This window comes from Micromonospora sp. DT201, assembly GCF_049841575.1.
GTDB lineage: Bacteria > Actinomycetota > Actinomycetes > Mycobacteriales > Micromonosporaceae > Micromonospora.
The window spans coordinates 192,450-198,938 of sequence record NZ_JBNCKP010000013.1 but is presented as its reverse complement, the minus strand read 5'-3'; the positions used below and the strand labels follow the sequence as shown (position 1 = coordinate 198,938).

Here is a 6,489-nt window from a genome sequence, read left to right as displayed (position 1 = left end):
GGGGTTCCCACCAGGTGCGGTTGTTGCGGTACCAGGTGACGGTGTCGGCGAGGCCCTGGTCGAGGGTGATGCTGGGGGTGTAGCCGAGTTCCTCGTGGATCTTGGTGATGTCGAGGGAGTAGCGGCGGTCGTGGCCCTTGCGGTCGGTGACGGGTACGACGCGGTCCCAGCCGACGTCGCAGGCGTCGAGGAGCAGGCCGGTGAGTTCCTTGTTGGTCAGTTCGGTGCCGCCGCCGATGTTGTAGACCTCGCCGGCGCGGCCCTTCTGCTGGACGAGGGCGATGCCGCGGCAGTGGTCGTGGACGTGTAGCCAGTCGCGGATGTTGCCGCCGTCGCCGTAGAGGGGGACGGTGGCGCCGTCGAGGAGGTTGCTGACGAACAGGGGGATGACTTTTTCGGGGTACTGGTAGGGGCCGTAGTTGTTGGAGCAGCGGGTGACGACGACGTCCATGCCGTGGGTGCGGTGGTAGGCCAGGGCGAGGAGGTCGGAGCCGGCCTTCGACGCCGAGTAGGGGGAGTTCGGTGCGAGGGGCCAGGTTTCGGTCCAGGATCCCTCGTCGATGGAGCCGTAGACCTCGTCGGTGGAGACGTGGACGAAGCGGCCGGTGCGGTGGCGTAGGGCGGCGTCGAGCAGGGTCTGGGTGCCGAGGACGTTCGTGGTGACGAACGGGGCGGCGCCGGCGATGGACCGGTCGACGTGTGATTCGGCGGCGAAGTGCACGATCACGTCGTGGCCGGCGACGACGTCGTCGACCACGACGGGGTCGCAGATGTCGCCCTGGACGAACCGTAGCCGCGGGTCGTCGCGGACGGGGTCGAGGTTGGTCAGGTTGCCCGAGTAGGTCAGTTTGTCGAGCACGGTCACGACCGCCGGCTCAAGCGGCGGCACGCCCTCGGCGCTGCCGAGGGGCTTGCCCAGCAGCAGGCGAACGTACTCCGACCCGATGAATCCGGCTCCGCCGGTGACGAGGATCCTCACGGGTCGGGAAGTGTACGCGAAGTTTGGAGCGGCGCGGGGGGTGTGACCCCCCGGTGCCTTCTGCTTTTGTGCCGCTACGCTTCCCCGGTGCGTGGAATCCTTCTTGCCGGCGGCACCGGCTCCCGGCTCTGGCCGATCACCCGGGCGGTTTCGAAGCAGCTGATGCCGGTCTTCGACAAGCCGATGGTCTATTACCCGCTCTCCACTCTGGTGATGTCCGGGGTGCGGGAGATCCTGGTGATCACGACTCCGGACGACCAGGACCAGTTTCGTCGGCTACTCGGCGACGGCAGCCAGTTCGGGCTGCGGCTGGAGTACGTCAGCCAGGAGCGCCCGGAGGGCATCGCGCAGGCGTTCATCCTCGGTGCGGACTTCATCGGCGCCGAGTCGGTGGCGCTGATCCTCGGCGACAACATCTTCCACGGTGTGGGTCTGGGCCGGCAGCTCGCCGAGCACGGTGACCCGATCGGCGGGCGGGTCTTCGCCTACCAGGTGGCCAACCCGCAGGAGTACGGCGTGGTCGACTTCGACGACGCCGGTCGGGTGCTCTCGATCGAGGAGAAGCCGGCCCGGCCGAGGTCCCGTTACGCGGTGCCCGGCCTGTACTTCTATGACAACCGGGTGGTGGACATCGCCCGCAAGCTCACCCCGAGCGCCCGCGGCGAGCTGGAGATCACGGCGGTCAACGAGGTGTACCGGGAGACCGGGGAGCTGTCGGTGACGGTGCTGGATCGGGGCACCGCCTGGCTGGACACTGGCACGTTCACCTCGATGATGCAGGCAGCCGAGTTCGTCCGGGTGGTCGAGGAACGGCAGGGTCTGAAGATCGGCTGTGTCGAGGAGGTGGCGTGGCGGGCCGGCCTCATCGACGACGACCAGCTGCGCGCGCTGGCCGCACCGTTGACGAAGAGTGGCTACGGCGACTACCTGCTTGGCCTGCTGGATGGGCCGAACGGCCGCGACGGGGTGATGTGGTGAAGATCCGGGAGCTGAGCATCGAGGGCGCCTGGGAGATCACCCCCCAGCAGCACGGCGACCCGCGTGGCATGTTCATGGAGTGGTACCGCTTCGATAAGCTCGCCGAGGCGGTGGGGCATCCGCTGCGCCTGGCCCAGGCCAACCTGTCGGTCTCCGCGCGAGGCGTGGTGCGCGGCATCCACTTCGCCGACGTTCCGCCGGGGCAGGCCAAGTACGTCACCTGTGTGCGTGGCGCGGTCCTCGACATGATCGTGGACCTGCGGGTGGGTTCGCCGACCTTCGGCCGTTGGGAGGGCGTCCGGCTGGACGACACCGACCGTCGGGCGGTCTACCTCAGCGAGGGTCTGGGGCATGGTTTCTGCGCGCTGACCGACGACGCGACGTTGAGCTACCTCTGCTCGGCGAGCTACAACCCGACCGGCGAGCACGCGGTGCACCCGCTGGACGAGGAGTTGGGCATCGAGTGGCCCGCCGACGTTCCGCTGCTGTCCGCGCGTGACGACGCGGCGCCGACGCTGGCGCAGGCCCGCGAGCGGGGCCTGCTGCCGGAGTACGACAGCTGCCGGCGGTTCGTGGCGAGCCTCGGACCGGACGGAATGTCGCACTCAACCGGTATGTGACCGCCCCCGGGGTACGACCTGTGGTGTGACAGTGACGAATCGGGCCTCCGGGCGGCTAATGTCTCACCATGGAGCGGCGAATCTTCGGCCTCGAGACCGAGTACGGCGTCACCTGCACCTATCGCGGGCAGCGGCGGCTGTCCCCGGACGAGGTCGCGCGATATCTTTTCCGTCGCGTGGTGTCCTGGGGTCGGTCGAGCAACGTCTTCCTGCGCAATGGGGCCCGGCTCTACCTGGACGTCGGGTCGCATCCGGAGTACGCCACACCGGAATGCGACTCGGTGACCGATCTTGTCGCCCATGACCGGGCTGGCGAGCGGATCCTGGAGGGCCTGCTCGTCGACGCGGAGAAGCGACTGCACGACGAGGGCATCGCAGGTGAGATCTACCTGTTCAAGAACAACACCGACTCGGCTGGCAACTCGTACGGCTGCCACGAGAACTACCTGGTCTCCCGACACGGCGAGTTCGGTCGGCTCGCCGACGTACTCATTCCGTTCCTGGTCACCCGGCAGTTGATCTGTGGGGCGGGCAAGGTCCTGCAAACTCCGCGCGGCGCGGTCTACTGCCTGTCACAGCGGGCCGAGCACATCTGGGAGGGCGTCTCCTCGGCGACCACCCGCAGCCGCCCGATCATCAACACCCGCGACGAGCCGCACGCCGACGCCGAGCGCTACCGGCGGCTGCATGTGATCGTCGGTGACTCCAACATGAATGAGGTCACCACGCTGCTCAAGGTCGGCACCGCCGACATCGTGCTGCGGATGATCGAGGCCGGGGTGGTGATGCGCGACCTGTCCCTGGAAAATCCGATCCGGGCGATCCGGGAGGTGTCGCACGACATCACCGGCCGGCGCAAGGTGCGGTTGGCCTCCGGCAAGGAGGTCAGTGCCCTGGACATCCAGCAGGAATACCTGGCCAAGGCCACCGAGTTCGTCGAGCGTCGCGGCGGTGACCAGGCCGCCAAGCGGGTCGTCGAGCTGTGGGGGCGGGTGCTGAGCGCCGTGGAGACCGGGGACCTGGAGCCGGTTTCCCGGGAGATCGACTGGGTCAGCAAGCTGCGGCTGATCGAGCGCTACCAGCGCAAGCACGACCTGCCGTTGTCGCACCCCCGGGTGGCGCAGATGGATCTGGCGTACCACGACGTGCGTCGCGGCCGAGGCCTCTACGGGCTGCTGGAGCGGCGTGGCGAGGTCGACCGGGTGGCCACCGACCCGGAGATCTTCGAGGCCAAGGAGACTCCGCCGCAGACCACCCGGGCGCGGTTGCGCGGCGAGTTCATCCGGCACGCCCAGGAGAAGCGGCGGGACTTCACCGTCGACTGGGTGCACCTGAAGCTCAACGACCAGGCGCAGCGCACCGTGCTCTGCAAGGACCCGTTCCGGGCGTACGACGAGCGGGTGGAGCGGCTCATCGCCAGCATGTGACAGGTGTGCCGGCCCCGGCGGTGGTGTCCGCTGGCGGGGCCGGCAGGCCCGGTAAGCTGAGCGCGCCATGACGACTTCCGGACCTTCCGACCGCCCCGAGCGCGGCACCGAGCGGCAGAACTGGGTCGAACGCCGGCGGGACAAGATCCGCGCCGAGGTCGACCGTAACCGCCGCGGTGAATACACCGTGCCGACGTGGGTGCTGGCCCTGGCGCTGGTGCTCATCGTCGGCGGCTGGCTGGCCCTGATCTTCCTGGCCTGATCGGCGACCGCTTCCCGGGGCTCCTCAGGGGAGCAGGGTGATGGCGTGGCGGCCGGCGGCTGCCGCTGCCAGGAAGTACGCGTGGTCGGCGTCGAGGCCACGGCCCATGGTGGACAGCGGCACGGCGCTGGCGCGCAGCGCGGCGTCGAGACCGTCGGTGAGCACCCGGACGATCCGGTGCCGGGCCGCCAGGGGTGCCAGCGCCGCGTCCACCTCGGCCGCGAGGGACGGCTTCAGGTCCTCGGGCACCACCAGCTCCGCCGAGGCGAGCGCCACCCGGCCGTACGCGGTGAGGCTGTGGTGCGACACGCCCCGGTGCCGGGGACGGGGGTCGGCGTCGGAGATGCGCAGCGAGCCGACCGGCTGGCCACCCAGCGTGGCGATCGCGTTGACCGCCTCACCGACGGCGACGCCGGAGAAGCCCCACCGGGTGCCGGTGCCCAGGTTGCCCGGCCCCTGGGACACGATGGCCACATCGGCGCCCAGCACGTACCGGGCGGCGAGCAGGCCGCCGTGCAGGGTGGTGGCCTCCAGGTCGCCGCCGAAGGCCTGCCCGACGGTGATCGTGCCGGCCAGCTCGGCGCGCAGCCCGGCGAGGGTGCGGGAGAACCAGGCTGGCAGTGCCCCACCGTCGGTGAGCAGGTACGCCACCCGCGCCTGCGGCGCGTCGGCCCGAATGCCGGCCAGAATCGCCGGCAGCGCCGAGTGCAGGTCGGCGGTGACCACCGGCAGACCGCCGAGGTCGTCCGCGTCGGCCAGCACATCGCGGTGCGGTGACGCTTCCTCGTCGACGCCGAGCAGGATCGGCTGCAATGGCGTGTAGCGGGCCTTGACCAGGTGCCCGGCATCGCGGGTGTCGCTGACGTCCGGCGGATCCGGCGGCAGTCGGTCCGGCAGGGCGACCACCAGGGCGTACCCGCCGGTGCCCAACCCCATCAGCAGCGCACCGGCGTTGAGCAGCACCCGGTCGCCGGGCTCGGGCGTGCCGACCAGTTCCGGATAGGCAAGCGCCCGCATGCGCGTGCCGTCGGGCAGGTCCACGTCCAGCTCCACCGCCCCGGTCCACTGCCGTCGCAGCGTTGCCACCGTCCCCGTACGCCATCGCACCATGACGGGCACGCTAGCCGCGCGGGCGTGGCGGCCCGCGCGCGGGTGCTGCCGTGGCCGTGGGTCAGCGGTCGGGCTCGTCGCCCGCGTCCGGGTCCGCCTGGGTGTGCCGGGCCCGGCCGGTGGCGCCGGGCAACGAGCGGGTGGGGTCGAGGAAGACGTAACGGATCTCCGGGTACCGCCTGGTGAGCCGTCGTTCGGCCTCGTCGGCGGCGGCCTCGATGGCCGCGCCGGTGGCCTCGTCACGGAAGTCGACCTTCGCGGCGACCAGGATGTCCTCCGGGCCGAGCTGCATGGTCATCAGGGTGTCGATCCGCTCCACCTCGGCCAGCCCGGTCAACTCCTGCTCGATCTCGTGGCGCAGCCGCTCCGGGACCGCCCGGCCGACCAACAGCGACAGGTTGTTGCCGGCGAGGATCCCGGCGACCGCCAGCAGCAGAAGCCCGATCAGGATCGACGCGATGCCGTCCCAGACCTCGTCGCCGGTGGCGTGGGACAGGCCGACGCCGGCCCCGGCCAGCAGCAGACCGATCAGGGCCGCGCTGTCCTCCAGGAAGACCGCCTTGACAGTGGTGTCGGCGGTCAGGCGCAGGAAGCGCCAGGGAGTGGTCCCCCAGCGCTTCGACTCGCTGCGGACCTGCCGCAGGGCCCGGGCCAGCGAGATCGACTCGATGACGAACGACACCGCCAGAACGATGTACGAGATCAGGTAGTCGCCGCTGTGCTCGTGCACGAGGATCGTCGTGACGCCGTGGGTGACGGCGAAGCCGGCGCCGGCGACGAACGTGAACATCGCGGCGAAGAACGCCCAGACGTAGCTCTCCTTGCCGTACCCGAAGGGGTGCCGCTGGTCCGCCGGTCGGGCACCGCGGCGCAGCGCCTGGTAGAGCAGCACCTCGGTGGTGGTGTCGGCGACCGAGTGTGCCGCCTCGGAGAGCATCGCGGCCGACCCGGAGATCACCCCGGCGACCAACTTGGCGACCGCGATGGCGAGGTTGGCGGCACCCGCGACGATGACGGTGCCGACGCTCTCGGTCTTGATGTCCGGTTGCGGCATGAGGGCCACCCTATGACCGGCGGCGACCCGCCGCAGGACTCCCGGAGACACCACCGATC

7 protein-coding genes are annotated in these 6,489 nt (G+C 70.3%); 4 read left to right on the top strand and 3 right to left on the bottom strand.

The genetic code is table 11. The features are described 5' to 3' along the window. A partial coding sequence (gene rfbB / locus ACLQ28_RS21545) for a dTDP-glucose 4,6-dehydratase (RefSeq protein WP_425688065.1) occupies positions 1–979 on the bottom strand: 979 nt, incomplete at its 3' end. Between the two features lie 87 nt (positions 980–1,066). On the opposite strand from rfbB, the gene rfbA reads away from it, so the two are divergent. The 4 genes from rfbA (at position 1,067) to ACLQ28_RS21525 (ending at position 4,266) form a co-directional block, all read left to right on the top strand. Then, entirely contained in the window at positions 1,067–1,957 is an 891-nt protein-coding gene (rfbA, locus tag ACLQ28_RS21540; RefSeq protein WP_425688064.1) for a glucose-1-phosphate thymidylyltransferase RfbA, read from the top strand. Next, positions 1,954–2,577 carry a dTDP-4-dehydrorhamnose 3,5-epimerase gene (gene rfbC, locus ACLQ28_RS21535; RefSeq protein ID WP_425688063.1) on the top strand — a complete coding sequence of 208 codons (624 nt, stop codon included), beginning with the start codon at positions 1,954–1,956 and terminating at the stop codon, positions 2,575–2,577. The genes rfbA and rfbC overlap by 4 nt, the downstream gene beginning before the upstream one ends. A 68-nt stretch (positions 2,578–2,645) precedes the next feature. Next, the gene (gene pafA / locus ACLQ28_RS21530) at positions 2,646–4,004 is read left to right on the top strand and encodes a Pup--protein ligase (RefSeq protein WP_393136488.1); all 1,359 of its coding nucleotides are present in this window, start codon (positions 2,646–2,648) and stop codon (positions 4,002–4,004) included. A 67-nt stretch (positions 4,005–4,071) separates the two neighbouring features. Beyond that, a complete protein-coding gene (locus ACLQ28_RS21525; protein ID WP_110567409.1) occupies positions 4,072–4,266 on the top strand; it encodes a hypothetical protein in 195 nt (64 codons plus the stop codon). A gap of 24 nt (positions 4,267–4,290) precedes the next feature. On the opposite strand, the gene ACLQ28_RS21520 is transcribed toward ACLQ28_RS21525, so the two are convergent. Both ACLQ28_RS21520 and ACLQ28_RS21515 read right to left on the bottom strand, forming a co-directional pair. Further along, positions 4,291–5,376, bottom strand: a complete 1,086-nt coding sequence (locus ACLQ28_RS21520; RefSeq protein WP_425688062.1) for a DUF3866 family protein — start codon at positions 5,374–5,376, stop codon at positions 4,291–4,293. Positions 5,377–5,437: 61 nt separating this feature from the next. Beyond that, positions 5,438–6,430 carry a cation diffusion facilitator family transporter gene (locus ACLQ28_RS21515; RefSeq protein ID WP_425688061.1) on the bottom strand — a complete coding sequence of 331 codons (993 nt, stop codon included), beginning with the start codon at positions 6,428–6,430 and terminating at the stop codon, positions 5,438–5,440. Between the last annotated feature and the right edge of the window lie 59 nt (positions 6,431–6,489).

Bases quoted from the DNA above. Each gene is read 5' to 3' on its own strand.
- ACLQ28_RS21520 (WP_425688062.1), bottom strand. From the start codon at position 5,376: ATGGTGCGATGGCGTACGGGGACGGTGGCAACGCTGCGACGGCAGTGG.
- ACLQ28_RS21515 (WP_425688061.1), bottom strand. From the start codon at position 6,430: ATGCCGCAACCGGACATCAAGACCGAGAGCGTCGGCACCGTCATCGTC.
- pafA (WP_393136488.1), top strand. From the start codon at position 2,646: ATGGAGCGGCGAATCTTCGGCCTCGAGACCGAGTACGGCGTCACCTGC.
- ACLQ28_RS21525 (WP_110567409.1), top strand. From the start codon at position 4,072: ATGACGACTTCCGGACCTTCCGACCGCCCCGAGCGCGGCACCGAGCGG.